The 22723-nt window shown below is 35.6% G+C and carries 28 protein-coding genes and 1 pseudogene; 8 read left to right on the forward strand and 21 right to left on the reverse strand.

Annotated features, from left to right (window positions below):
• Positions 1 to 6: 6 nt before the first annotated feature.
• Together MHB74_RS21260 and MHB74_RS21265 are read right to left on the reverse strand one after the other, a co-directional pair.
• Positions 7 to 564 carry a ComE operon protein 2 gene (locus MHB74_RS21260; protein ID WP_061677282.1) on the reverse strand — a complete coding sequence of 186 codons (558 nt, stop codon included), beginning with the start codon at positions 562 to 564 and terminating at the stop codon, positions 7 to 9.
• A 63-nt stretch (positions 565 to 627) separates the two neighbouring features.
• Positions 628 to 1227 (reverse strand): helix-hairpin-helix domain-containing protein, encoded by a 600-nt coding sequence (locus tag MHB74_RS21265; protein WP_061677280.1) that lies wholly within the window; start codon positions 1225 to 1227, stop codon positions 628 to 630.
• A gap of 77 nt (positions 1228 to 1304) precedes the next feature.
• Here MHB74_RS21265 and comER point away from each other — a divergent pair, with 77 nt between their 5' ends.
• A complete protein-coding gene (gene comER / locus MHB74_RS21270; protein ID WP_061677278.1) occupies positions 1305 to 2132 on the forward strand; it encodes a late competence protein ComER in 828 nt (275 codons plus the stop codon).
• Positions 2133 to 2303: 171 nt separating this feature from the next.
• Here comER and MHB74_RS21275 read toward each other — a convergent pair whose 3' ends face one another.
• The 8 genes from MHB74_RS21275 to MHB74_RS21310 all read right to left on the reverse strand — a co-directional run bounded on the left by MHB74_RS21275 (position 2304) and on the right by MHB74_RS21310 (position 7440).
• Positions 2304 to 3053, reverse strand: a complete 750-nt coding sequence (locus MHB74_RS21275; protein WP_000873065.1) for a class I SAM-dependent DNA methyltransferase — start codon at positions 3051 to 3053, stop codon at positions 2304 to 2306.
• Positions 3050 to 3406: a ribosome silencing factor gene (gene rsfS, locus MHB74_RS21280; protein ID WP_061677276.1), complete on the reverse strand. Its 357-nt coding sequence runs from the start codon at positions 3404 to 3406 to the stop codon at positions 3050 to 3052. Before rsfS ends, MHB74_RS21275 begins: the two co-directional genes overlap by 4 nt.
• A complete protein-coding gene (gene yqeK, locus MHB74_RS21285) occupies positions 3403 to 3972 on the reverse strand; it encodes a bis(5'-nucleosyl)-tetraphosphatase (symmetrical) YqeK (RefSeq protein WP_061677275.1) in 570 nt (189 codons plus the stop codon). The genes rsfS and yqeK overlap by 4 nt, the downstream gene beginning before the upstream one ends.
• Positions 3962 to 4531, reverse strand: coding sequence for a nicotinate-nucleotide adenylyltransferase (gene nadD, locus MHB74_RS21290; RefSeq protein ID WP_061677274.1), 570 nt, complete (start codon positions 4529 to 4531; stop codon positions 3962 to 3964). Before nadD ends, yqeK begins: the two co-directional genes overlap by 11 nt.
• 138 nt (positions 4532 to 4669) lie before the next feature.
• Positions 4670 to 4963 carry a ribosome assembly RNA-binding protein YhbY gene (gene yhbY, locus MHB74_RS21295; protein ID WP_000955226.1) on the reverse strand — a complete coding sequence of 98 codons (294 nt, stop codon included), beginning with the start codon at positions 4961 to 4963 and terminating at the stop codon, positions 4670 to 4672.
• Between the two features lie 5 nt (positions 4964 to 4968).
• A complete protein-coding gene (aroE, locus tag MHB74_RS21300; protein ID WP_061677273.1) occupies positions 4969 to 5802 on the reverse strand; it encodes a shikimate dehydrogenase in 834 nt (277 codons plus the stop codon).
• A gap of 15 nt (positions 5803 to 5817) precedes the next feature.
• Positions 5818 to 6924: a ribosome biogenesis GTPase YqeH gene (gene yqeH, locus MHB74_RS21305; protein WP_000140794.1), complete on the reverse strand. Its 1107-nt coding sequence runs from the start codon at positions 6922 to 6924 to the stop codon at positions 5818 to 5820.
• Between the two features lie 3 nt (positions 6925 to 6927).
• Positions 6928 to 7440 (reverse strand): YqeG family HAD IIIA-type phosphatase, encoded by a 513-nt coding sequence (locus tag MHB74_RS21310; RefSeq protein WP_000765309.1) that lies wholly within the window; start codon positions 7438 to 7440, stop codon positions 6928 to 6930.
• Between the two features lie 247 nt (positions 7441 to 7687).
• Here MHB74_RS21310 and MHB74_RS21315 point away from each other — a divergent pair, with 247 nt between their 5' ends.
• Positions 7688 to 7843, forward strand: coding sequence for a sporulation histidine kinase inhibitor Sda (locus MHB74_RS21315; RefSeq protein WP_000853283.1), 156 nt, complete (start codon positions 7688 to 7690; stop codon positions 7841 to 7843).
• 148 nt (positions 7844 to 7991) lie between these two features.
• On the opposite strand, the gene MHB74_RS21320 is transcribed toward MHB74_RS21315, so the two are convergent.
• On the reverse strand, positions 7992 to 8780 hold the full coding sequence (locus tag MHB74_RS21320) for a phosphatidylserine decarboxylase (protein WP_061677272.1): 789 nt from the start codon (positions 8778 to 8780) through the stop codon (positions 7992 to 7994).
• 290 nt (positions 8781 to 9070) lie between these two features.
• A complete protein-coding gene (gene sigK / locus MHB74_RS21325) occupies positions 9071 to 9784 on the reverse strand; it encodes an RNA polymerase sporulation sigma factor SigK (RefSeq protein WP_000051382.1) in 714 nt (237 codons plus the stop codon).
• A gap of 187 nt (positions 9785 to 9971) precedes the next feature.
• On the opposite strand from sigK, the gene MHB74_RS21330 reads away from it, so the two are divergent.
• Positions 9972 to 10676: a hypothetical protein gene (locus MHB74_RS21330; protein WP_061677271.1), complete on the forward strand. Its 705-nt coding sequence runs from the start codon at positions 9972 to 9974 to the stop codon at positions 10674 to 10676.
• Positions 10677 to 10834: 158 nt separating this feature from the next.
• Here the strand turns inward: MHB74_RS21330 and MHB74_RS21335 are convergent, their stop codons facing one another.
• The gene (locus MHB74_RS21335) at positions 10835 to 12331 is read right to left on the reverse strand and encodes a YcdB/YcdC domain-containing protein (protein WP_061677269.1); all 1497 of its coding nucleotides are present in this window, start codon (positions 12329 to 12331) and stop codon (positions 10835 to 10837) included.
• Between the two features lie 72 nt (positions 12332 to 12403).
• Positions 12404 to 12553 carry a 50S ribosomal protein L33 gene (gene rpmG / locus MHB74_RS21340; RefSeq protein WP_001265617.1) on the reverse strand — a complete coding sequence of 50 codons (150 nt, stop codon included), beginning with the start codon at positions 12551 to 12553 and terminating at the stop codon, positions 12404 to 12406.
• A gap of 337 nt (positions 12554 to 12890) precedes the next feature.
• Here rpmG and MHB74_RS21345 point away from each other — a divergent pair, with 337 nt between their 5' ends.
• Entirely contained in the window at positions 12891 to 13541 is a 651-nt protein-coding gene (locus tag MHB74_RS21345) for a GTP pyrophosphokinase (RefSeq protein WP_001978618.1), read from the forward strand.
• 77 nt (positions 13542 to 13618) lie between these two features.
• On the opposite strand, the gene MHB74_RS21350 is transcribed toward MHB74_RS21345, so the two are convergent.
• Both MHB74_RS21350 and MHB74_RS21355 read right to left on the reverse strand, forming a co-directional pair.
• Positions 13619 to 14086 (reverse strand): hypothetical protein, encoded by a 468-nt coding sequence (locus MHB74_RS21350; protein WP_061677267.1) that lies wholly within the window; start codon positions 14084 to 14086, stop codon positions 13619 to 13621.
• Positions 14087 to 14140: 54 nt separating this feature from the next.
• A complete protein-coding gene (locus MHB74_RS21355; protein WP_061677265.1) occupies positions 14141 to 15526 on the reverse strand; it encodes an alkaline phosphatase in 1386 nt (461 codons plus the stop codon).
• A 261-nt stretch (positions 15527 to 15787) separates the two neighbouring features.
• Here MHB74_RS21355 and MHB74_RS21360 point away from each other — a divergent pair, with 261 nt between their 5' ends.
• Together MHB74_RS21360 and MHB74_RS21365 are read left to right on the forward strand one after the other, a co-directional pair.
• Positions 15788 to 16621: a GNAT family N-acetyltransferase gene (locus MHB74_RS21360; protein WP_061677263.1), complete on the forward strand. Its 834-nt coding sequence runs from the start codon at positions 15788 to 15790 to the stop codon at positions 16619 to 16621.
• Between the two features lie 15 nt (positions 16622 to 16636).
• The gene (locus tag MHB74_RS21365; RefSeq protein ID WP_061677262.1) at positions 16637 to 17521 is read left to right on the forward strand and encodes an alpha/beta fold hydrolase; all 885 of its coding nucleotides are present in this window, start codon (positions 16637 to 16639) and stop codon (positions 17519 to 17521) included.
• Positions 17522 to 17562: 41 nt separating this feature from the next.
• Here the strand turns inward: MHB74_RS21365 and MHB74_RS21370 are convergent, their stop codons facing one another.
• The 3 genes from MHB74_RS21370 to MHB74_RS21380 all read right to left on the reverse strand — a co-directional run bounded on the left by MHB74_RS21370 (position 17563) and on the right by MHB74_RS21380 (position 19484).
• Positions 17563 to 18063 carry a DoxX family protein gene (locus MHB74_RS21370; RefSeq protein WP_061677260.1) on the reverse strand — a complete coding sequence of 167 codons (501 nt, stop codon included), beginning with the start codon at positions 18061 to 18063 and terminating at the stop codon, positions 17563 to 17565.
• A gap of 263 nt (positions 18064 to 18326) precedes the next feature.
• Entirely contained in the window at positions 18327 to 18863 is a 537-nt protein-coding gene (locus MHB74_RS21375) for a hypothetical protein (protein WP_061677258.1), read from the reverse strand.
• A gap of 18 nt (positions 18864 to 18881) precedes the next feature.
• A complete protein-coding gene (locus MHB74_RS21380) occupies positions 18882 to 19484 on the reverse strand; it encodes a phosphoglycerate mutase family protein (protein WP_061677256.1) in 603 nt (200 codons plus the stop codon).
• A 171-nt stretch (positions 19485 to 19655) separates the two neighbouring features.
• On the opposite strand from MHB74_RS21380, the gene MHB74_RS21385 reads away from it, so the two are divergent.
• A complete protein-coding gene (locus tag MHB74_RS21385) occupies positions 19656 to 19994 on the forward strand; it encodes a hypothetical protein (RefSeq protein ID WP_061677254.1) in 339 nt (112 codons plus the stop codon).
• A 69-nt stretch (positions 19995 to 20063) separates the two neighbouring features.
• The gene (locus MHB74_RS21390) at positions 20064 to 20186 is read left to right on the forward strand and encodes a DUF4023 domain-containing protein (protein WP_061677252.1); all 123 of its coding nucleotides are present in this window, start codon (positions 20064 to 20066) and stop codon (positions 20184 to 20186) included.
• Between the two features lie 455 nt (positions 20187 to 20641).
• Here MHB74_RS21390 and MHB74_RS21395 read toward each other — a convergent pair.
• Both MHB74_RS21395 and MHB74_RS21400 read right to left on the reverse strand, forming a co-directional pair.
• Positions 20642 to 20902 (reverse strand): annotated as a pseudogene (locus MHB74_RS21395) (RNA-guided endonuclease TnpB family protein); the annotation flags it as partial.
• 376 nt (positions 20903 to 21278) lie between these two features.
• Positions 21279 to 22517 carry an eIF2A-related protein gene (locus tag MHB74_RS21400; RefSeq protein ID WP_061677248.1) on the reverse strand — a complete coding sequence of 413 codons (1239 nt, stop codon included), beginning with the start codon at positions 22515 to 22517 and terminating at the stop codon, positions 21279 to 21281.
• Positions 22518 to 22723 lie beyond the last annotated feature (206 nt).

A 22723-nucleotide genomic window follows, 5' to 3' on the forward strand; every position in this document is an offset into this window, starting at 1 on the left:
CACTCCTTATAGCATCATTTTTGCTTTCGTGAATACATGCTGTAATTCTTCCATCGATAAGTTCTCTTTTTCTAAAGATGCAAATAGTTCTTTTAACTCGATATGACGCTTTTGATCCTCTAATGCTGCAATATCATATTCTAGTGGAACGTGTTTTACCTTTACATTCGCTTTTTCAAATAACTCTACTGCATATGGATGATTTTTATAATCCTGCGCATAATAAACTGCCGTAATACCACTTTGAATAATCGCCTTACAACATTGCAAACAAGGGAAATGCGTAACATAAATTTCCGCTTCCTCCGTTTTCACACCAAACTTTGCACATTGTAATAAAGCATTCATTTCTGCGTGAATTGTACGAACGCAATGATTATCAATAACGTAGCATCCGTCATCTATGCAATGCACGCCACCTTTAATTGAGCCATTATATCCACCAGCAATAATTCGTTTATCACGAACGATTGTCGCTCCTACTGCAAGCCTTGTACATGTACTACGTAAAGATAGCAAATGGCTTTGCGTCATAAAATATTGATCCCATGAAATTCGTTCCATCTTTTTCACCTACTTTTTTGTCTACTTGTAGTGTAGCGAATGAAGAAAAACTTCGTCAATCTTTTACGGAATAATAATTTGATCTTTTATTTTTTCCAATGACTTCACGCCGATCCCATCGATCTCTAACAAATCTTCTATTTTCTGAAACGGACCATGTTCCTCTCGATATTTCAAAATACTTTCTGCTTTCCGAGAACCAATGCCTGTAATTTTTTCAAGTTGTTCTTTAGAAGCTGCATTTATTTGAACTTTCCCCTCTCCCTTTAAGGCAGCCGTAACTTCTTGTACTTGTTCGTTTTTATTCGGTACATAAAGGATCATTTGATCTTGTACCATCTGTGCTAAATTTACCTTCATCCTATCTGCCTCGGGTAAAAAACCGCCTGCCTTTTCAATGGCATCCTTGACCCGATCCCCTTCTTTCATTTCATAGACCCCCTCTTTAACAACAGCCCCTTTCATATCAATTACAATTATTTTTTTCTGCTCTTTTGTATCCGATATTTTCGGTTTACTTTTTTTCTCTATCTCTTTCGCTTGCACATCCGTTGCAATGACCGCTCGCTCTGTGTACTGGTTTGTTTTCCAAAACAGAAGAAAAAGTACAGTTCCAATAATAGCTACTAATCCCAACCATTTCTTTGGAAAATCCCACATCATTTTTCACCTCTAATCATAAATTTATAACATCATTCATATTGTTTAGGAGAAAGCTGTTACGAAGGAGGGATGAAACATTGAACATAGGAATTATAGGGACAGGAAACATGGGGAATATACTAATCGATGCATTTTTAGAAACCCGTGTTGTCAAACCTTCGTGCCTTACAATCATTAATCGAACGCCCGCCAAAGCATATCATATAAAGGAAAAATACCCTTCTGTTCATATAGCCAAAACTATTGATGAGGTAATTGAACGATCGCATCTTATTTTTATTTGTGTAAAACCGATAGATATATACCCGATCTTACAAAAGTACGCTGAACATTTTTCTGATGAAAAGTGCTTAGTTTCTATCACAAGTCCAATATCTCCATCACAATTAGAGACACTTGTACCTTGCCACGTTGCACGAATCATTCCGAGTATTACAAACCGCGCGCTGTCTGGCGCATCACTATTTACATTCGGAAGTAAATGCTCTGAAGAGTGGCAACAGAAACTATTTCGCCTATTCAAAAACATTTCTACTCCCCTTGTAATAAAAGAAGATATAACGCGCGTTTCATCTGATATAGCGAGCTGCGGCCCTGCATTCTTTAGTTATTTATTACAATCTTTCATTAACGCTGCTGTAGATAAAACAAATATTACACATGAAGAAGCCACTACTTTAGTAAGTGAAATGGTCGTTGGAATGGGGAAACTACTTGAAAAAGGGATTTTCACACTGCCTACTTTACAAGAAAAAGTATGTGTTAAAGGCGGCGTTACAGGAGAAGGCATTCGTGTTTTAGAAGAACATGTTGGGGATATGTTTCATAAATTAATTGAGCGGACACACGAGAAATTTGATGAAGATTTAAACTGCGTTGATCAGCAATTCAATAAACACACATAATAAATACGTCATCGTCATTCCAAATCCTTTTTATAAATATTTACTTTTTTACATTACATCTTTACTTAAACTAGCATTTCCATACTTCACGTATATCATCTTCTTATTATGTTAGAACGAAAATTACATCTTCTTTACAAAACAAAAGCAACCTCCTCGGTTGCTTTTGTTTTATCCGTTTTTCTTCGCCATGAAGAAAATACGCTCTGTTTGTTCTGTAACTTCAAGTCGCTCGAAGTCACCGGTCACGCGAAGCACTGTAAAACCAGCTTCTTCAAGCCATTTCGTTAACTCTTCAACCGGATATGCACGTTGCACGTGACATTCGTCAAAACGATGGTACACATCTTCTTCTGGGTCTTGAACAAAGAATGTTAAGTCATGTTCTACACTATTTGATTCTTCACCAGGGAAGCAATTCCAAATAAGAGATATTTCTTCTCCATTCACTGTGTATGTTTCATTTTGAAATACATGATGTATTTTATATAAAGAATGCACATCAAATAAAAACAAACCATCTTGACGTAAATGGTGAAACACTCTTCGAAATGTTTCTTGTACTCCATCTTCTTGCAATACATAATTTAATGAATCACAAAAGATCGTTACACAGTCGAACTCACCCGGAACATCTAGCTCTCGCATGTCTTGTTGGTAAAAAGGAATAAAATGTCCTTCTCCGCCTAGTTTTTGCTGAGCGACCGTTAACATTTCTTCTGAAAGATCGACACCGATTAAATCGTAACCCTTTTGTACAAGCGGAAGTGTTACATTACCAGTACCGCATGCTACATCAAGAATCTTCGCCTCTTTCATATCCGCTTGCTGTAAACTTTCCTCTGTGAATTCCACCCATTTATCATAAGGAACATCATTCATTAGTTCGTCGTACAACAATGCAAATTGTTCGTATTTCATTGGTCTAGCTCGTCTGTAATATCTTCACGCGGCACATCGCCCCAAAGACGCTCTAAATTATAGTGATTACGCTCATCTTTATGGAATACATGAGCAACTACATCTCCAAGATCAACTAATACCCAACGTGCTTCGTCAAAACCTTCCATACGTTGTACGTCGATTTGGAACTCATGTGCTTTTGATTTAATTTCACGCGCAATTGCTTGCACTTGCTTATCTGAGTTACCGTGACAAATAATAAAATAATCTGCAATTGGTGAAATACCTTGCATATTTAGGACAACCATATCTTCTGCTCTCTTATCATCAGCTGCTTTTGCTGCTAATACTAATAAATCTTTATCGTTCATTTACTAATTTCCTCCTTGATAACTGCGTTGTATGTTTGGAATGTTAATGGATAAATCGTTTGATTTTTTTCCATTAAAAATTGAATTGTTCGCTTTAACGCAAATAATAAAGCTTGATTTATATCCATATATGCGAGTTTACGAGCTTCCTCCACACCTGGAAACTTTCGCCCAGGCTCAATGTAATCAGCTACATAAATTACTTTATCTAACATCGTCATGTTCTCATGACCACTTGTATGATATGTAATAGCTTGCAGGATTTCGGGATCCGTAATGCCTACTTCTTTTTCTACTAAGTATGCCCCAACAGGTGCATGCCATAACTCTTTGTTATAACAAAGTAAATCTTTCGGCAAATCTTCACTTTTAATAATCTCTTCCATCTCAGAAATCGCTCTACACTTCGCATAATCATGGAATATAGCTGCAACTTCAGCCTTTTTTTCATCCACACCGTATAACTTAGCAAGTTCAATTGCTGTCTCCATTACACCAATTGTGTGTATATAACGTTTTTCATGCATTTGTTGTTTGACAATATGAAGTGCTTTCTCACGATTCATACAACCCATTCCTCTCGATATACACCTGTACTTTTTCAGGAAGTAAATATTTACATGTTCTCTTCTCTTTATATCTCTCACGCAATAAAGATGAAGAAACTGCAAACTCCGGAATTTCCACAGTGGTGATAGGATAAGGTGTACGCAATGTATAACCAGGTCGCGCAACCCCTACAAACGTTACAAGATCAAATAACGCTTCAATGTTATACCACTTCGGTAAATACTCAACCATATCTCCACCAATAATAAAGTGAAACTGCACATCCGGATACTTCTTCGTCAATTGTAACATAGTGTCATACGTATAAGATGGGCCCTTCCTGCTTAGCTCTTCTAAACAAATAGAAAAATGTTCTTCCGCCTCAGTCGCAAGCTCTAACATTTGCAAGCGATTTTCTACACTTGTAATATTCCGCCCTTGTTTATGCGGTGGAATTTGGTTCGGTAAGAACCATACTTCTTCTAAATTCAAAGCATGATATACTTCATTTGCAATTAGCAAATGACCATAATGTGGCGGATCAAATGTACCGCCAATGATGCCAATTTTTCTCAAAAGAAACGCCCCTTCCTTTTACGTACAGCAACTCTCTTCATTCCTATCCGAAGAGAGTTCACTGTTAATAAAAGTTCAATTGGTTTCGCTCTCTACATCATTACACACTAACGATAAAAATAGCGTGTGCTAGTCTTTTTATCGTGGAAGTTTAATTTGTTTATTTTCTCTAGATTCTTTGTATAAAACGATTGTACTTCCAATTACTTGAACGATTTCAGCACGTGCGCCTTGTGCAAGTTCTTCTGCAACTTCACGACGATCGAATTCACAGTTTTGTAGCACACTTACTTTAAATAATTCACGAACTTCTAAAGTATCTGCGATTTGTTTAATCATATTTTCATTTACTCCGCCTTTTCCTACTTGAAAAATTGGTGTTAAATGATGTGCTTGTGCACGTAAAAATCTTTTTTGTTTTCCTGTTAACATATATGTTAGCCTCCAAGCTTTCTTATAACTAATTGTTTCATTCTATCGATATTCGGTACACGCCCTGTCCACATTTCAAATGCAAGTGCCCCTTGATAAACAAACATATCAATACCATTTTGAACCACTGCACCTTGCTCTTTTGCCTCACATAAAATTTTCGTTTCAAATGGATTATAAATGATATCTGATACAATCGTCCCTTTTTTTAACGAAGAAATTTGTAATGGCGTATGTTCGACGCGTGGATGCATACCTATTGTTGTCGTCTGAATGATAATATCATAATTCCCTTGTTCTTCTGTTGCTTTTTCTAGCGATAAAGCAACAGAATGAACAGTAGCCGTACACGCAGCAATAAGTTCTTTCGCCTTATCTACTGTACGATTAGCTACATCAATCTCTTTCACACCTACATCAGCAAGCGAAAAATAAATAGCTCGACTAGCACCACCTGCGCCAAGCAATAAAATACGTTTCTCTTGAAGCGGTTCACTACTAATTGACTGCAATGCTCGGACAAAACCAATTCCATCTGTATTGTAGCCAATCAGTTTTCCATCCTTATGAACCACTGTATTTACTGCACCAATTTGTTTTGCTAGTGGGTCAATCTCATCCAAATAATCCATAATAGCAACTTTGTGCGGAGTTGTTACATTAAATCCTGAAATACCTAATGCTTTTAAACCTCTTACTGCTTCCCCTAGCACTTCCTCTTTAACAAGAAATGCATGATAATGGGCATCCATATTCAAGTGTTCAAATGCATCGTTATGCATAACGGGTGATAATGAATGTCCAATTGGATTTCCGATTACACCATATAATTGTTTCATAAATCCCTCTCCATATTAAATTAAAGATTTACGCAATGAAACACTTACTCCTTTTGGTACGTGTGCAACAATTTTTGCTCCCGGTTCGTTCACAGTAACCCATCCTAATCCAGAGAATACAACATCCGTTTTTGGTTCACGAATATTAAATTCGTATTTCACTAACTCTGGCATATTTTCTAATTCTTCTGGTGTTGGCGGGCTTAGTAAATCCCCAGCATGATTTTTATACAATTCATCTGCTTTCTCGAGCTTTGTACGATGGATTGTTAAACGATTCGAGAAGTGACAAGTAAATGCACGACGACCACCACTTACATAATCAAAACGTGCCAATCCACTGAAGAATAATGTTTGTTCTTCATTTAATTGGAACACCATTGGCTTAATTTCTTTTGTTGGTGTAATAAGCTTTAAGCTTTCTTTTCCAACATAATGAGCCATTTGATGGTGGTTAATAATACCCGGCGTATCATATAAAGAAGATTCTTCGTCTAACGGAATATCAATTAAATCAAGTGTTGTTCCTGGGAAATGAGATGTTGTAATTACATTTTCAGTCTCATCACTAAATTCTTTAATCATGCGATTAATAAATGTTGATTTCCCTACATTCGTACATCCAACAACGTAAACATCTTTTCCGCCGCGGTAATACTCAATAGCATCTGCCAGCTCAGCAATCCCTTGTCCCTTTGCTGCACTAATTAAAAAGACATCTTCTGGTTTTAATCCTAGCTGCTTTGCACTATAGCGCATCCAATGCTTTACTTTATCATGTTTTACTGACTTAGGTATTAAATCAGCTTTATTTCCAACAAGTAATACTTTATTATTTCCGACGAAACGATGTAAGCCAGGTAACCAGCTACCATTAAAATCAAAAATATCTACAATCTTAACTACTAATGCATCTGATTTTCCAATTCCGTTTAGAATGCGTAGGAAGTCATCATCTGTTAATGATACATCTTGAATTTCGTTGTAATGCTTCAAGCGAAAACAACGTTGACAAATTACTTGTTCTTTCTCTAAAGATGAGGCAGGAGCATATCCTACTTCATTTTTATCTTCTGTTTGAATTTCTACACCGCAACCAATACATTTAATTGTTTCAGTCAAACTTTATTCCTCCCAGTTAATTAAACCTTTTTTCTTCATATTTCTCATAATTCTTCGTTCAATTTTTCGATTAAAGCGCGTTACTAATCCGTCCGTTTGTGCTACCGGTACAACTAAAATCGTATGAAGTCCCACTCGGTTTCCACCTAAAACATCCGTTAGTAACTGATCTCCAATTACTACAACTTCATCTGGTTGCAGTTGCATCTCTTGTATCGCACGCTTAAATGCACGAACAAATGGTTTGCGCGCACTATGAATAAACGGAATACCTAATGGATCAGCAAAGTCTTTCACACGTTGCTCATTATTATTTGAAACGACCGTTACTTGAATGCCTTGCTCTTTCATTTTCAAAAACCATTCTTCAAGTTGTGGCGTTGCATTTGGACGGTCCCATTCAATTAACGTATTATCTAAATCAGTAATAACACCTTTAATTCCACGTTTTTTCAAATCTTCTGGTTGAACATGATATACATTTTTCACGTATTCGTTTGGTAAAAATAGCTTCAATTTCTTTCACCTCTTTGAGGAGTTTTCATAAAAATTTTTCGACAACATATTTCGATATATGACCTGTGGATAAAATTGTACACATTTTCCACACTAATTTTTCAGTCAATTTGGAATTTACTAACAATCTATACACATTTTATCCACCTAGGTATGTGGATAACCACTCGTTTGTGACTGTCATATTTTTTTGGTACATTAAATGCAACAACGAATCAATCCTTAAATTATTAGGAGGTGACTCACCTTGAAAACAAAATATATGGAACAGTTATCTACTGAGTTACTCACTGAGTCTTATTATAAAGCAAAAGAACTAAAATTAAATCCCGACTTCATTTTACTTATAAAACAAGAAATGATTAGACGCTCATTAGAGGACAAGCTTGTCAAATCGTCTTGATTACATATAAAGTGAAATCTTAACTAGCTAACTTGTAAAAAGAGCCATCCTGCGATGGCTCTCGAATAAACAAGTACTCCCATCTAGGGAATTTCATCATTAAGCATCTTTGTCCATAACTCTTACTTACAGTTATAAAATGTTTTCTTTACTTATGAGCCAATCGAGTAGCAATTTTTTCACCAAGACGAAGCTCTTGTCCACTCTTCAAATTCTGCACTACTTCTATCATATCTTTTTCAAACAATAACACAACTGTTGAACCAAATGTAAAGTATGCCATTTCTTCACCTTTTTGAACAGTGTCTCTTTCATGCAGCAGCTCAATACTATTAACAAACATAGCTCCTACTTTTACAAGCGCCATATGTTCACCGTCACTATTTACTTCTGTAACAGAGCGATAATTTTTTGACAATGGCTCTTTCCCGTATTCCATACCAGCTGCATTTACCGGATATGATTTTCTACCGAGTACAAATCTTTCAGTCACGGAACCAGAAAGCGGACTATGAATACGATGATAATGACTTGGGCTTAAATAAATAACCATGCATGTACCACCTGCATATCGCTGTGCACGTTCTTCATTACCTAGCATATCCACGATTGAATAACGCTTTCCTTTAATATCAAATGTTTTTGTGTCCTCAATAGGACCGTGATCAGCAAAAACACCATCAACAGGACTAACGATACTCGATGCATCTGTATCAATACTACGCTTTCCTTCTTTTAGCTTACGTGTAAATAGTTCATGCAATGTTCTATATTCCTTCAAACCCTTTTCCATCTCATCTTGATTAATTTGAAAAACTTTCGCATACGATGGAATAATGATAGAGCTCAAACGAGATTGTGCAAATTTACGTAATATATAAGAAGTAAAACGACCATTTGTAAGTTCGATCATAAGTCGATATAATGTACGTCGCAAATTGCGAAACCTCCTAATCAGTCTATAACTTTAGCTTCCCCTTCTTTTCCTTCTATATCATATGTAAAATTGGTTCTTATTCCCACATATCATATAGAACTGCCATATTATACATGCGGAAAACTAAGTATGGTATTATTCTTAAATTGTTTAGCACCCTCTAATATTACAGATAGAATCCGTCATTTTCAACAGTGAACATAGATTTCTTCTGAACACAACTCTTTTTCCTTCCTTATTTGCAAAAAGAAAAGCAGCCCATTTTAACATAAGGCCGCTTGTAATATACATTATTCTTTCGCTTTTTTCTCTTTCTCAGCTCTTACAAATTCGTGGAACATTTTCATTAAAGCGCGCTTTTCAATTCTTGATACGTAGCTTCTGGAAATACCAAGTGCCTTTGCAATTTCTCGTTGCGTTTTCTCCTTATCAAGCCCCAGTCCAAAACGCTTCACGATTACTTCTTTCTCTCGTTCGTCTAAAATATCGATATACTCTTTAATCTTTTCTAACTCCATACTAAGCTGGATCATATCAATTACATCTTCAGACTCTGATTTTAATATATCAATAAGCGATATTTCATTCCCCTCTTTATCTTGCCCGATTGGATCATGAAGTGAAACGTCTTTTTTCGTTTTTTTCAGTACACGTAAATGCATCAAAATTTCATTTTCAATACAGCGTGCTGCATACGTCGCAAGTTTTGTGCCTTTTCCTGCCGAATAGCTCTCGATTGCTTTAATGAGCCCAATTGTACCAATTGAAATTAAATCTTCTGCATCTTCCCCTGTGTTTTCAAATTTTTTAACGATATGAGCTACAAGCCGTAAATTATGTTCAATTAACAGATTTCTCGCTTGAGCATCACCTTGCTCCATTAACTCTAAGTACTTTCTCTCATCGTCTGATGATAACGGCTGCGGAAACGCATTATTCTTCACATAAGAAACAAAGACAAACACTTCTCGAACCATATATCCAATTGCGGCGAATAGACTCAAACCTTTCACCTCCGCCAAAATAGTGGTCTTTACTATGTGTATGTGGGCGTGAGGTTGTTTGTGTCTGTACGATATAAATATGGAATCCTTAGCTTTTTGTCGAACGAAATACGTCTTTCATACCTTGAATATTTTTTCCAATGTATTACAATATGTAAGATTCCAAAATTTTGAAAGAGGTGTTTTCATGCGATACGCCACGTCACAAATTAGAAACCTTGTAATACTCACATCATCATTTTTCTTACTTTCAGCTTGTGGACAACAAACGTCTCCTACAAAAACCGAAGCTACTAAACAAGATACTGCTGTATCAAAAGACAGTACAAAAACGGAAGATAGCAAAAAAACTGAAGACAGCGCAAAAGCTGAGAACAATGTAAAAAACGAGAACAACTCAAAAACTGAGAACAACTCAAAAGCTGAGAACAACTCAAAAGCTGAGAACAACTCAAAAGCTGAAAACAACTCAAAAGCTGAGAACAACTCAAAAACTGAGAACAACTCAAAAGCTGAAAACAACTCAACAACTAAAAACAACCCAAAAACTGAAAATAATACAAAACCTGAAGCAGAATCTAAAAACACACAAAAAGAGCAACAACCAGCTAAGCAACCAAATAAACAAACTGATACTATTACATTCACAAGTGAAGATGCTATAAAAGTTCTAGAAAAAAGAATGGGAGCTCGCTCAAATGAAATTCGTTACGGCTCCAGCGAAGACAAACTAATTGGCACAATAAATGGTATTAAGCTATACGACGTCTTATACGGACGCGAATCTCCTGAGAACTCTCGTGCTCTAAATTTTGCAGTGGGATCTGACGGAAACCTATATAATTGGTCAAAAGCTCAAGATGGTATTCTTCAACCACTCAACGGCAATTAATAAAGTGAAACTTTAATCAGTGGGGGTTTTCTTCATCCCCCACCTAACTTCTTTGCTTTCGCTGAATTTTGAGATGGGGGTCTTACTGCCCATTAAAGCGGGATAAATGCTTCTAAGAACATAGTAAAAACCAATCGATACGTATCGATTGGTTTTTACTAGTATTCACTCCAAATTTTCTCCCCGGTATGCGCATCAATATAACGCAGTTCTCGACTACACTCGAAGGGTTCTTTATAATTTTGATCCGTCGTTTGTTTATACAGTAGTTCGTAGTTCGTTTCCTCTACATCATTTTCTAAAAACCATTCTAAATGAACTCGCATGGCCCCTCTGTATATCGCTAACGCTGTTTCCTTTGTTACTTTTGGTATTGTTTCGTATGTGAGTAATTCTTTTATAAAGTTGCTAGATTCTCCTGAATAATGCATCACAGCTCCATTTTCTGTATTGATGTTGACCATAAATTGCTTACACTCTGCTGGAATACCATTCACATATACGGAAAAGATAAATCTTTCAATCCCATCTTCTGCTTCTTCACGTTCTTCCCAAAGACGTAGATATTGTGTGACATCTGGAATAACTTGTTCCAAAAATTGAACTGCTTTTTGTAAACATACCTCTCTAGACAATATTTGCTTTACTTCTTTATCATCTGTCAGTTTTATAAAACCAGTTAATCCATTGGTAGACTTATCAATCATAATGCAAACAAAATTATTATATTTTAACATCGGTAGATGCTTCTTAAAAAATTCATTCATTAAATATGGATTTTTTTCTTCTTTTTGTTTCTGTAATTCCTCTTTCGGAACAAATTTCATCCTTATTTCATAATCATCTTCCGCCTCAGCTACTTTTGTAAAACTTTCTTTATCCCAGTCAAACAAATCGAATATATCATCTTGTCGGTTACCTTTTTTCGGTTTTTCAACAGCTACTGTCGGCGGTAATTTATAATGTTCTGGTCCAAATAAACTTTCTCCCGTACTTGCCTTAATAAACGCATGACTAGGTTCTGGTTCATATACAAGATGGTACCCTTTTACTTCCTCTCCATTTTCATACTCACATGAAGAGTGTGTTAAATCCACAAATACAAGTCTCATATCTTGTCTAGCTTTCAAGTTTTCTAAAACGACGTTCTCTTCAACGATTTCACTTGGCCATAAAGGTTTTTTCTGGATAGCTTTTTGTCCATTATAACGAAAATGCACAACATTACCTGAAGGATGAACTTGCACAACACACCCTGTATTCGGCAATGGGTAGCCATTCACTTCTTGCATATAATTTACTTCTTTCCGACCACACCTGCAGTCCTTAACCGTTTCATATGTATAAAACTCATATCCTTCTTTTGTATATTTTTTTAAGAATGCATTTGCAATCTCTCTTGCTTTATTCTCCTCTAGTGCTTTCATATCGCTCGAAAAAGAATTTTCATCATCTATACTAAATTCAATTAAATTACCAGTATGTCTATTCAACGTAATTTGTATCGTTCTCTCCTCATCCTCTTTATGCTCCCACCATAATAGATGATATGGGTCATCCACGCCTTCTTCATCATCTACAACAAGTCTATAATCATCTGGAATATCAATCATATGAGCCACTTGCTCTTTTCTTGCTTTATCTTTTTGATTCATCATACCTCTCCCCTTATTACAATTTAAGGTAATTATAACAAATAAAAAAGACTAGAGATTATCTCTAGTCTTCTACTTCGTCTCACGATGTAACGTTACTCGCTTTAATCGCGGACAATATTTTTTTAATTCGATGCGCTCTGGATTATTTCGCTTATTTTTTTTAGAAATATAATTACGATCACCGCACTCCGTACAAGCTAGTGTAATATTTACACGCATATGTCATTCTCCTTTCTTTCAAAGATCGCAAACTAAAACGTAATGATTACGATTTATACATTATATAACTTTATTCCATTTGTCAATTATAAAAAAAGACAAAAATCTGAAACAATTAGTTCATACGAAATTCACACGAATCTATTACTATAGGAATTGTACATAGTGAACTTATTAACAATCACGTTTATTCATATAGAATCTTACTCGAAAGGAGTTGAAAGTATGAAAACTAAATATCGTTTTATGATCTCATCATTTGCTGCTTGCGCTTATATGCTTTGGTATTTAGTATAATAACAACCTCACTTGTAAATAGGAAAAGGTGTGTATATAAATGGAATATAATCAATCAACAGTTAACTACTGGAAAGCTTTTGTACTACCATATACATTTGCTTTAGAAGAGTTAAAAACTAAATTTGAAATTATGAACCGGGAAGCCCAATTTTTAGAGGATTACAACCCGTTTGAACATATAAAAACAAGATTAAAGCAACCTGAAAGTATTATTAAAAAACTTGAGCGTAAAAATTTATTACCGACAATTGAAAATGCGCAGACGCATTTACAAGATATCATCGGCATTCGTATTACATGTTGCTTCGTAGAAGATATTTATCATTTAAAAGAAGTCATTCAAAAGCGTGAAGACATGGAAATCATAGAGGTAAAAGATTATATCGCTAATCCAAAAGGAAACGGCTATAAAAGTTTACACATGATTATTAAATATCCTTTATCACTGAATTCTGGTACAAAAGAAGTCTTTGCAGAAATTCAGTTACGTACACTTGCAATGGACTTCTGGGCAAGTTTAGAACACAAACTTTATTATAAATATGAAGGGAAAATACCTGAGTATTTAAAAGATGAACTACATGATGCAGCAATGAAGGCTGAAGACCTCGATAATAAAATGGCAACAATCCGCCAAGATATTGATGATATCGAAGCATGCTCAAATCAAATTATGTTACCACTATAAAAAAAGGTTCTCGCCAATGAGAACCTTTTTTATTTCGCTATTTACAGGCAGGAAGACGCCCTGATTAAAGTTTCACTTTATTTCTTCCCTATCGTGCGAACCTCTTCAATTTTCCATCCATCCTCTTCTTTTCCAAGCGCATACTGTACTTTCTTCTGAAGGGTGATCTCGCCCTCTATTTCTTTTTCCTTTGTCTCAACAACAACATACCCTGCTTTACTAGCTTTCATGTCTATATGTTCCAATTCAATTTTCTTATTTCCCTTTTGAAAAGCTGCTTCTTTTTGTGTTTTTAAATCCTCAGCACTAGGCATTTTCTTTGAAAATAACTCCATATGTTCAGCAAGATTTTTTTCATTTGTTGTCCGTACAAATTTCTCCATAACATCTTGAATCGATTTCTCTTCTTCTTTCGTTATTTGTACCTTTTCCTCAGCTTTTGTAGTAGTAGATTTTTGTTCTATATGACTCTCCTTGGATTGACACCCAACTAGTAATAATGCACCTATTAGAAGGGATCCTATCCCCTTGAAAAAAGCCCTCATCTTTCCATCCCCTAAAAAGAAAAGTGAGGCATTTCGCCTCACTTTCATTTATAATTAGCGTCTTCCTTTATTCGGATCGCCACCGCCGATAATATCAAAGACACGTTTAGCAATATTTGTATTCTCTTGAACACCAGAGAACAAGTATTTACCTGGGCCAAATGCATATACATTTACATCTTCACCTGTATGTCCGCCCGTTGTCCAGCCTGTAACCGAACGCTTATTGAAAATATCCTCAATCGCGTTATCAATCTTTGTTACATCTTTTGAAGGAGCAATATCATTCACCGCTTTAATTTCTTCTGGTGTTAATTGTAAATCAATATATTTTTTCAATGTTTCTTCTACATTTGCACCTTTTGCAATCTCGTTTGCCATGAAGTCTGGTGTGCGTTTTGCAGCTTTAATTGGATCTACTTTAAAGTTATACTCGCCATTCGCACCTAAAGATAATCCGCCAGTAGCGTGGTCTGCCGTTGCAACGACTAATGTATTTTTATCTTTTTTCGCAAATTCAATCGCTGCTTTAAATGCTTTTTCAAAGTCTTCCATTTCACTCATTGCACCCACGATATCATTATCGTGTCCAGCCCAGTCGATTTGACTTCCTTCAACCATTAAGAAGAAACCATTTTTATTTTTGTTCAAACGCTCAATTGCTGCATTTGTCATTTCTTCTAATGAAGGTGTTTTATCAGTACGGTCAATCATTTTATCTAAACCACCTGGTGCAAATAAACCTAGAATTTGATCATTTTTATCATTTAACAATTGATTACGATCTGTTACATAGCTATAACCAGATTTCTTAAATTCTTCTGTAAGATTGCGATCTTTTCTAACAAAGTTATTTACTCCGCCGCCAAGCATAACGTCTACTTTATGCTTCCCTTTAATTTTTTCATCAAAATAATCATTTGCAATTGCGTCCATATTTTTACGACTAATGTCATGCGCACCGAAAGCAGCTGGTGTTGCATGTGTAATTTCAGAAGTAGCAACAAGTCCCGTTGATTTCCCTTTTTCTTTCGCTTGTTCAAGAACAGTTTTCACTTCTGCTTTATCATTATCAACTGCAATTGCCGCATTATATGTTTTAATTCCTGCTGACATAGCTGTTGCTGCTGATGCAGAGTCTGTGATATTTTCATGTTCATCTTCCGGATATGTCTTTTGTGTTCCTACAAGATGCTTATCAAACTCTGTAGATTCCATCTCGAATGTTTTTGGATTATCTTTCATATAACGATGAGCCGTCATGTATGAAGGACCCATACCATCTCCAATTAACACAATAACATTTTTAATCTTTGCATTGCTTCCGCTCTCATCTGCATTTACTTCACTAGAACGAGTAAAATTCCATGTTGCCACCGAAGTAACTGCTAACGACGCCACAACTGCAAATGGCCATGCTTTTTTCACAAACTTTTTCACTGTCTTGTCCCCCTAATTAGGTTATTCATTTCCCACTATCAAATTTAATAGAATACTGTTAAGAGAAAATTAGTTATATGTAAATTTTTTGTTAACTTATGTAAATATCAGTTATAATTTGTATAACTTTGTCTTTTCATATCAACCATCTTCCCCTTTACAATCAAAATATAAACAAATTGGATTTCATGTAACATAAATCTCTTATTTAACATTTTCAATCTACTTTCATGAAAATTAATAGAAACGTGGTGAACATTTATGAAAACAATACAGCTAGATAAATCTTTTATTTTTGATCTACTCGACCTTTGTAAAGCTGTTGGATGGTTACAAGATAAAACATTTATGAAAAAACAATTCGAAATGTACCTTTCTCTTGGCACACTTATCGGTTATATGCATGAAAATAAACTGATTGCAACTGGAGGAGTATTTCCTTTTAAAGATAGTTTTTCTACTATTGGTATGTTAATCGTCCATCCTGATTTTCAAGGCCAGGGCATCGGGCGTATGTTGCTTAATCGCTGCTTAGAACGCACCTACCCAAAACAACCAATTGCACTTATTGCAACAAAGGCTGGCGAGCCTCTTTATACATCGTGCGGATTTCAAACTGTCACGACGATTCATCGTTTCGAAAAACAAACTACTAAGACACATATTGCTCATACACAACAAGTGAAAGAACAAGATCTTGTCTCACTTATTTCTCTCGATCAAATTACAACTGGTGCTAATCGTTCCTTACTTTACTCATCGCTATTACCAAGAACGAGCCACTCTTTTAAAATTGAGAGAAATAACTGTATAGAAGCTTTTTCCTTATGTGTACAAAAAGGTAATATATTATGCGTCAATCCACTTATCGCAAAGCAAGAGAAGGATGCTATTCAATTATTCAAGAGAATCTGTGAAAGCTGGAGTGGCACAGTAAGGATTGATGTCCCACATTTACAATTTTCATTTCGTCAATTTCTTCAAACAGAAAATTTCCAAGAAACGCTCCTTTCACCTCTTATGATAAAAAATGGTAGCCAACTTCCTGGAAATCGTAATATGCTATTTGCTATGATAGATACAGCGTTATGTTAGAAAGGGGACACCTCATTGAAGCGATTTAGCTATTTTATGGTAGGTTGTCTTACTCTTACACTATTAGTAGGATGTAGTGCAGCAGAAAAGCCAGTAGAACAAGTAAAACAAGTTAAAAATACACTTACAGCGAAACTAGCTACCGAGGAAAAGATGGTGGAAATAGATGGTCAAACCATTTATTTTAAAAAGATCGGTAATGAAAAACCACCTTTACTTCTGATTCATGGATTTGGAGGATCTTCGGATGGTTTTCAAAAAATTTATTCAGACTTAGCGAAAGATCATACAATTATTTCTGTAGATGCTTTAGGGTTCGGGCGCTCATCTAAGCCGATGGATTTTTATTATTCTTTCCCAGCCCATGCAAATTTGTATTATAAATTAATGAAAAAACTAGGTTATGATTCGTTTGCAATACTAGGACACTCAATGGGCGGAGAAATTTCTCTTAATTTAACATATTTATACCCCGAAGCCGTTACTCACCTTATTTTAACTGATGCTACAGGCGGTCCGCATACACTCGTTAATAAACAAGGTTCACCAAAACCACAGTTGTCCACTGATTTAAATACCGTCTCTGCTATTGCAGATTATGATGAAAGTAAAGTGAAATTTAAACGTAATGATGAAGAGCATTACAATAAAATGAAATTATGGCCTAGACGTCTTCAAATCAATGCAAATGAAATGAAACAACCAACCTTAATTATATGGGGAAGAAATGATAGTAGCGTTTCTTGGAAAGAAGGAGAAACGTATCATCAATTCTTAAAAAATAGTACTTTCCATATTATCGAAAAAGGTTATCATGCACCATTTCGTCAAGAGCCACAAGAATTTGTAGGTTATGTAAAAGAATTCTTTAAGAACAATCCAATCAAAGTTGAAAAATAACATAAGCGGGTATCTCATTTTGAGATACCCGCTTTCATATATTAAGCAGCTTGCTTTTGGCGTTTTTGAGTTTTTGATCCTAGTACTTTCGGAATAACGAAACCATCTATTCCAAATTTACCAGCATTCATACTAGAGACCAGAACGAACATTGATAGGATAACCATTTCAGGGTTTACACCAATTGACCCACTAAGCATATAGGAAAAGTTCATTACAAGGCCGAAAAAGACCGTTGTTTTTGTTAAACAGCCTACAATTAAACCAATCCCAACTAAAATTTCTCCCCACGTTACAAGTGAATTAAATAGATCAACGTTTGGAATTGCGAAATCTTGTAAAAATGATGCCCACCAAGATTGAACAGCCGGTTGTGCTCCTTTAGATTTTTCAATTGCACCTTGTAAATAACCAGTTGCATCGAATCCTTTTCCTTGTAGTTTACCGATTCCAGCCATTAACCATGTGTAACCAAGATATACTCGAATTATTGCTAACACAAAAGAAACTGCTTTGTTTTCTCTTAAAAATTGAATAACCATATCTTCCTCCTAAAGTTGTAATTAAGTTAGTTACAGATAATATAATAACATTAGTTACTTATTTTTAAAATGTTAATTACGAATAATTTGTGACATGTGTATGAAACATTAAAAACTAACGTTTATATAGTAACTTTTTTTACCTGTAAAAACTTGAACATATCATACCATAGGTGATAATCATTTTCATTGAAGAAATTGTAAAAAAAATGTGAGTTAAATGTGAAACGCCTTTATTCGAATATAAAATAAAGGCGTTTTTTCTATTTATAGAATTGAAATGTACGTGTCTCCTCATCGATTAATATCGCCTCTTGAAAAGCATCTTCTATCGTTTTTTCATGGTTAATAAGCCCATAAAATAAGCGTATTGTAAACATAAGTGCCGCATTCCCATCTACATAATCTATCGATCCAATATACGATTTCGCTCCACTACGCAAAAAAGATTCTGCTAGTTTTCGATCCCCTAACGTACACCCGCTATTTACAATATGTGTATTATGCAATTTTGCATATTTATAAATTTCTGCAGCACCAAAGTATCCCCTCGGTTCATCTTGTTCATATATATCTTCACCCAACTCTTCCATAACAAACTTTCCTTCCTCACCATGAAAGCAAAAGACAACATAATTGATATCATTATATAAACCTTTTCCAGAAAGAATATCGATGAACTCTTTCGGTCTACCAATCCAGTATGTTATAACTTTTGCCCCAAAATATTCAAGTGATGCCCGGATTGATTGCGCCTCTAAATCAGAGTTAAAGCCAACTACTAGTGCAACATTCAACATATACCCTCCATCCTATCATTAAATCTCATCAATCAAACTTTTAAGGGATACCTCCATTTCATATATACCCGTTTCTTGCAAAAAGTCTGATCTAGTTAAAACGACCTTCTGTAAATATTGCCTATATGCTGTAATCGTCCCGTCGTGAGATACAATACAAATTCTTTCAGCGCCTAGCTCATAACACCAAAGAAGAAATTCATCTACTATTTGCTGAAAGCTACTCTCTGAAATAATATTTATACCCTCCGTCCATAACTGCTTATTTGTGCTTTTCTCTATCAAAAAATGTGGAAATAAATTTGCTATCATTTCCTGATCTACTATGTGATCACATGGTAATGTTTTCGCTCCTTCTCGATAAGGAAAAATACGTGGGGATACATATGGATGAACAATTGTTTGACAAGATACCTTCTCACTCCATATTGTCGCCGTTTGTAAAGTTCTAATTGTAGGACTGGCAACTAATATATCCGTTTCTTGCAATGGCACATTGCATTGAAGTAATTTAGCCTGATTCCTTCCTTCATCCGTTAATGATGGATGCAATACTTGTAAAGTTGACGGCAAATCTTTTGTATGTTCACCTTCTCCATGCCGAACAAAGACGAGTTTCATACTCATCCTCCTCTCTCTATGAAATCCTTCAACATAATTCCTTCCCTATCTCATCCATTATTCCTGCTATAAGAAAAAACGATATGTAAAAAAGATTTGACACAAACAATTGGGAAATATTACAATCATATATGTAAAATACTTTTTACAAGAGAGAGGGGAATCACAAATATGAAATGGATAACTATCTTAATCGGAATGATTATATGGGGATATATAAACGGATTTTTTAGTAGTGATAAAACTGCTAATCCTTGGATTACAGATGATGAACGTGAAACAAAAATTAAACAGAAGGCAATTATTGCAAGCTGGTCTGGTGTTTTTATGTTTTGTACCATTAACCTCTTAAACAAATGGTTAGGTATAGGAACGAGCGATACATCCCCTTACTTACCATCTTCTATCTCAACTATTTTAAAAGAAAATGTTGAGTTACAAATTTTATTTATGCTATTTATTACGTATGGCATATTTTATATATATTATCGAAGAAAATTAAGTGCTTAACTTGTATCTCATGATTCTCCTCCTAAATGGTTATAGTAATTAGGACAAAATAAAAGGAGCGATATAAAAATGAGTAACTCGAATGATTTTTTAGATACACTGCATGAAAAACAAACAAAAGATGAGCAAAACAGAAAGCGTCAGGGAAACGGGAACCCCGCGAAGAAAAAGCCGAATAAAACTCATAAATAACAGTCAACTACCCCCACTGAGATGAAGCCTTTCAGTGGGGGCTTGAGTTCGAACGCTAGGTCTTTTCGTCTATCGCTAGACAGTTTGACGCTCTAGCATTCATGCCACCTTATGGTAACACCCCAAGTATGTTTTTTGTTGGTACTGGCAACGAACGATTGTTTTCCCACTTGCACCACCCTTTCGAAAAAGAGCAATTCTCCCGTGTGGAAGAAGCCACCACTCAGATGAATCCCGGCGTGTGCTACAAGCCCCGACAAGTCGCGTACACATGGATGGTTGACGCACCCACTAAGCTATGCGTGAAGCAACAGCCTTACGTTTTTGCACTTCTAATAGAATCGGCGTTTTTACTTTCAGATTGTCATCCAATTCTATAACTCCTGATTTTTTCAATGTATTCAGCGCACCATTAATATCCGCATGAATACATGTTCCTGCTTTACTTTGATACAGCCCGAGTAATTCAAATCGGCTTGCATGGCAGTGTCCACTTCTTTTACAGTAGCTATCTTGTTATGATTCAAATAACTTTGTTTAATCGTGTACAATCCAACATTTCGCAACGCTTTTGAACTATGTGACATGCGTTGCAGTAAGCGGAATTCTTTTGCAGTCAAGCAAGCTCGTCCGATATTCTGTTTCTGCGTGAATCGTTGCAAAGTTTCTCTTTTCTTTTGTTTCCGTAATACTTTCACTGCTTTCTTTCTAGCCATTGTTTTCACCACCTTTCTTAGAGAGTTCATTACTTTTGACAAATCAATATTTGGAACGAAATGAGACAACATGCGAACATGTTCTTCATCGTAATTCCTTTTGACTCAAGTAGCATAATGATAATCATTATCATTATCTAATTTCGTTGTCTTACAATCTATTTCCTCTTTATCTACATGATATCGTAAGAAAAAAAGAAACAAACATTCGCCCTCAAACATTATTATGAGCGAAACAACAGAGTTCGGCCTACCTTCTGATAGCAATTCATCTCCATCTGAATTGTTGGGTTTCACCCGTAACACAAATCACATGGAGTCTTCTTGCCGAAAAGGATAAAAAAACGTGCCTAAAATCATTTTTTAGGCACGTTTTTTATTCTTCTTTCACCGAGATAACATTTTCCCAGTTCCATTTCTCATAATACCACTCTGGTACATCTATATTTTCAATCCACTTCTTTTCTTGCTTTCCATCACTATTTGCAATCCATACATTGGCTTTCTTACGGTCTGAACGTATCCATATTAATTGATTGCTCTTCTTCATAAAAATCGGATGATAATCACCTTGCTTATGAGGTGGCTTTGTAATTTGATGTTGTTTATCGCTTGTACAATCAATCTCATATAAAGATGGCAGTGGTCTTTTTTCCGGCGGAGTTTCTATTCCTGCCTCTTTTGCCCTTGAAACGATAATTACTCTCTCGTTCTTCCATACAAAATCCCAATCAACATATCCTTTCGGCGTAAATGTGTTCTGCTGAAGTACTGGCAATTCTTTTACTTTTAAATGTTTATTCTCTAACGCAACTCTCCCGCTTCCTTCAATATAGGCTAATATGTTGCTAGATGGTGCCCATTTGAACCATTGTGTGTTTAATAACATTTGATCTATCTTTTCAAATCGACTGCCATCTGCTCGAATTAAGCAAAGCGTATTGCTATCAGCTGACCATGAAGCTGTCGGTACCGCTAAAAATGAAATCCACCTTTGATCTGGTGACCACTCAAACCCACTTGCAACTAGCGCTAGAAAATCATCATGTTCATTTGGTAATGCATACAAATGCTTCATTTTGTGAGGATTCATGTGTGCATCTTTTTGCACTTCATATAGCTGAGCTCCTGTCCATCCTGTTGGAAGTATGTGTGCTTCAGAAGATACAAGAAACTTCTTTCCATCAGGGTACCATGCATAATCACCTACACCCGCTGATACATTTTCAAAATCTGTATTCTTTTTTTTGACATCAAACGTATTTAATGTATTCATAAATACAAATGCAATTATATTCTCTTTCGGTGACCATTGATAATTCGATACTTCAGATTGCGATGGCCTAACTTTCTTTCCATCTTCCAGTTGGTACAACTCCAAGGTGTTTTGCTTCTTTCCTTTAGCATAGGCAAGCCATTCTCCATCATGGGACCATTTCGGCCCTGTTATGTACTCGCCTTTTGTTATTTGTTTTTCTTTCCCATCAATTTTAATCCAAAGGTCATGATGACGAATAAAAGCAACTTTCATCTCATTATGTTCCGCTCTAGTACTAAAAACTGAAGATAGAAAAATAAACAAAACCACACTACTACTCACGATAATTTTTTTCATACGTCCCTCCATTTTTCTTATAGCATTCCTCATATTCCGCTTACTATATGCGAATTTCACTCCAGATTAATTGCACAATTGTTGTCGATTTATGCCCAGTAAGGGTGGGCCTCCCCACACTGAATATTATCCATTCGACATAATACCAAAAAATTTCCCAAGAAATTTTTAATTCAAAGAGGATTGGTATGAATTATGTCGAAAGT

It is taken from the genome of Bacillus sp. FSL K6-0069 (assembly GCF_038007785.1).
GTDB lineage: Bacteria > Bacillota > Bacilli > Bacillales > Bacillaceae_G > Bacillus_A > Bacillus_A mobilis.

Bases quoted from the DNA above. Each gene is read 5' to 3' on its own strand.
- MHB74_RS21260 (WP_061677282.1), bottom strand. From the start codon at position 564: ATGGAACGAATTTCATGGGATCAATATTTTATGACGCAAAGCCATTTG.
- MHB74_RS21265 (WP_061677280.1), bottom strand. From the start codon at position 1,227: ATGATGTGGGATTTTCCAAAGAAATGGTTGGGATTAGTAGCTATTATT.
- MHB74_RS21275 (WP_000873065.1), bottom strand. From the start codon at position 3,053: ATGAAATACGAACAATTTGCATTGTTGTACGACGAACTAATGAATGAT.
- rsfS (WP_061677276.1), bottom strand. From the start codon at position 3,406: ATGAACGATAAAGATTTATTAGTATTAGCAGCAAAAGCAGCTGATGAT.
- yqeK (WP_061677275.1), bottom strand. From the start codon at position 3,972: ATGAATCGTGAGAAAGCACTTCATATTGTCAAACAACAAATGCATGAA.
- yhbY (WP_000955226.1), bottom strand. From the start codon at position 4,963: ATGTTAACAGGAAAACAAAAAAGATTTTTACGTGCACAAGCACATCAT.
- aroE (WP_061677273.1), bottom strand. From the start codon at position 5,802: ATGAAACAATTATATGGTGTAATCGGAAATCCAATTGGACATTCATTA.
- MHB74_RS21330 (WP_061677271.1), top strand. From the start codon at position 9,972: ATGCGATACGCCACGTCACAAATTAGAAACCTTGTAATACTCACATCA.
- MHB74_RS21335 (WP_061677269.1), bottom strand. From the start codon at position 12,331: ATGAATCAAAAAGATAAAGCAAGAAAAGAGCAAGTGGCTCATATGATT.
- rpmG (WP_001265617.1), bottom strand. From the start codon at position 12,553: ATGCGTGTAAATATTACACTAGCTTGTACGGAGTGCGGTGATCGTAAT.
- MHB74_RS21345 (WP_001978618.1), top strand. From the start codon at position 12,891: ATGGAATATAATCAATCAACAGTTAACTACTGGAAAGCTTTTGTACTA.
- MHB74_RS21350 (WP_061677267.1), bottom strand. From the start codon at position 14,086: ATGAGGGCTTTTTTCAAGGGGATAGGATCCCTTCTAATAGGTGCATTA.
- MHB74_RS21360 (WP_061677263.1), top strand. From the start codon at position 15,788: ATGAAAACAATACAGCTAGATAAATCTTTTATTTTTGATCTACTCGAC.
- MHB74_RS21370 (WP_061677260.1), bottom strand. From the start codon at position 18,063: ATGGTTATTCAATTTTTAAGAGAAAACAAAGCAGTTTCTTTTGTGTTA.
- MHB74_RS21375 (WP_061677258.1), bottom strand. From the start codon at position 18,863: ATGTTGAATGTTGCACTAGTAGTTGGCTTTAACTCTGATTTAGAGGCG.
- MHB74_RS21380 (WP_061677256.1), bottom strand. From the start codon at position 19,484: ATGAAACTCGTCTTTGTTCGGCATGGAGAAGGTGAACATACAAAAGAT.
- MHB74_RS21385 (WP_061677254.1), top strand. From the start codon at position 19,656: ATGAAATGGATAACTATCTTAATCGGAATGATTATATGGGGATATATA.
- MHB74_RS21390 (WP_061677252.1), top strand. From the start codon at position 20,064: ATGAGTAACTCGAATGATTTTTTAGATACACTGCATGAAAAACAAACA.
- MHB74_RS21400 (WP_061677248.1), bottom strand. From the start codon at position 22,517: ATGAAAAAAATTATCGTGAGTAGTAGTGTGGTTTTGTTTATTTTTCTA.